Source organism: Streptomyces sp. NPDC001373, from assembly GCF_042895815.1.
In the GTDB taxonomy this organism is placed as follows: domain Bacteria; phylum Actinomycetota; class Actinomycetes; order Streptomycetales; family Streptomycetaceae; genus Streptomyces.
Genome location: NZ_JBIAWQ010000057.1, coordinates 1 through 2,406 on the forward strand (window position 1 = coordinate 1; position 2,406 = coordinate 2,406).

The following is a 2,406-nucleotide window of genomic DNA, read 5'->3' on the forward strand; positions in this document are numbered from 1 at the left end:
AGGGCGATTGAGTTGCACGCTCTAGACCCGAAGCGGAGTGATCTAGCCATGGGCAGGTTGAAGCGGAGGTAAGACTTCGTGGAGGACCGAACCCACCAGGGTTGAAAACCTGGGGGATGACCTGTGGTTAGGGGTGAAAGGCCAATCAAACTCCGTGATAGCTGGTTCTCCCCGAAATGCATTTAGGTGCAGCGTCGTGTGTTTCTTGCCGGAGGTAGAGCACTGGATAGGCGATGGGCCCTACCGGGTTACTGACCTTAGCCAAACTCCGAATGCCGGTAAGTGAGAGCACGGCAGTGAGACTGTGGGGGATAAGCTCCATGGTCGAGAGGGAAACAGCCCAGAGCATCGACTAAGGCCCCTAAGCGTACGCTAAGTGGGAAAGGATGTGGAGTCGCAGAGACAACCAGGAGGTTGGCTTAGAAGCAGCCACCCTTGAAAGAGTGCGTAATAGCTCACTGGTCAAGTGATTCCGCGCCGACAATGTAGCGGGGCTCAAGCGTACCGCCGAAGTCGTGTCATTGCAGCAATAGGGCCAACGCCTGCTGTGATGGGTAGGGGAGCGTCGTGTGCCGGGTGAAGCAGCAGCGGAAGCTAGTTGTGGACGGTTCACGAGTGAGAATGCAGGCATGAGTAGCGATACACACGTGAGAAACGTGTGCGCCGATTGACTAAGGGTTCCTGGGTCAAGCTGATCTGCCCAGGGTAAGTCGGGACCTAAGGCGAGGCCGACAGGCGTAGTCGATGGACAACCGGTTGATATTCCGGTACCCGCTTTGAAACGCCCAATATCGAATCCTCTGATGCTAAGGCCGTGAAGCCGTTCCGGACCCTTCGGGGAAAGGAAAGTGGTGGAGCCGCCGATCCAAGGTGGTAGTAGGTAAGCGATGGGGTGACGCAGGAAGGTAGTCCAGCCCGGGCGGTGGTTGTCCCGGGGTAAGGGTGTAGGCCGTGTGGTAGGCAAATCCGTCACACGTTAAGGCTGAGACCTGATGCCGAGCCGATTGTGGTGAAGTGGATGATCCTATGCTGTCGAGAAAAGCCTCTAGCGAGTTTCATGGCGGCCCGTACCCTAAACCGACTCAGGTGGTCAGGTAGAGAATACCGAGGCGTTCGGGTGAACTATGGTTAAGGAACTCGGCAAAATGCCCCCGTAACTTCGGGAGAAGGGGGGCCATTCCTGGTGATGAGACTTGCTCTCTGAGCTGGGGGTGGCCGCAGAGACCAGCGAGAAGCGACTGTTTACTAAAAACACAGGTCCGTGCGAAGCCGTAAGGCGATGTATACGGACTGACGCCTGCCCGGTGCTGGAACGTTAAGGGGACCGGTTAGTGACCTTTCGGGGTTGCGAAGCTGAGAACTTAAGCGCCAGTAAACGGCGGTGGTAACTATAACCATCCTAAGGTAGCGAAATTCCTTGTCGGGTAAGTTCCGACCTGCACGAATGGCGTAACGACTTCTCGACTGTCTCAACCATAGGCCCGGTGAAATTGCACTACGAGTAAAGATGCTCGTTTCGCGCAGCAGGACGGAAAGACCCCGGGACCTTTACTACAGTTTGATATTGGTGTTCGGTTCGGCTTGTGTAGGATAGGTGGGAGACTTTGAAGCAGCCACGCCAGTGGTTGTGGAGTCGCCGTTGAAATACCACTCTGGTCGTGCTGGATGTCTAACCTCGGTCCGTGATCCGGATCAGGGACAGTGTCTGATGGGTAGTTTAACTGGGGCGGTTGCCTCCCAAAGGGTAACGGAGGCGCCCAAAGGTTCCCTCAGCCTGGTTGGCAATCAGGTGTTGAGTGTAAGTGCACAAGGGAGCTTGACTGTGAGACCGACGGGTCGAGCAGGGACGAAAGTCGGGACTAGTGATCCGGCGGTGGCTTGTGGAAGCGCCGTCGCTCAACGGATAAAAGGTACCCCGGGGATAACAGGCTGATCTTCCCCAAGAGTCCATATCGACGGGATGGTTTGGCACCTCGATGTCGGCTCGTCGCATCCTGGGGCTGGAGTCGGTCCCAAGGGTTGGGCTGTTCGCCCATTAAAGCGGTACGCGAGCTGGGTTTAGAACGTCGTGAGACAGTTCGGTCCCTATCCGCTGTGCGCGTAGGAATACTGAGAAGGGCTGTCCCTAGTACGAGAGGACCGGGACGGACGAACCTCTGGTGTGCCAGTTGTCCTGCCAAGGGCATGGCTGGTTGGCTACGTTCGGGAGGGATAACCGCTGAAAGCATCTAAGCGGGAAGCCTGCTTCAAGATGAGTATTCCCACCTCCTTGAGAGGGTAAGGCTCCCAGTAGACGACTGGGTTGATAGGCCAGATGTGGAAGCCCGGTAACGGGTGGAGCTGACTGGTACTAATAGGCCGAGGGCTTGTCCTCAGTTGCTCGCGTCCACTGTGTTAGTTCTGAAG

Annotated in this window: 1 rRNA gene; it reads left to right on the forward strand. The window is 56.5% G+C overall.

What is annotated here, in order from left to right:
• Positions 1–2,374: ribosomal RNA gene (locus ACFY15_RS36815) — 23S ribosomal RNA — on the forward strand; the annotation flags it as partial.
• Positions 2,375–2,406: the final 32 nt, after the last annotated feature.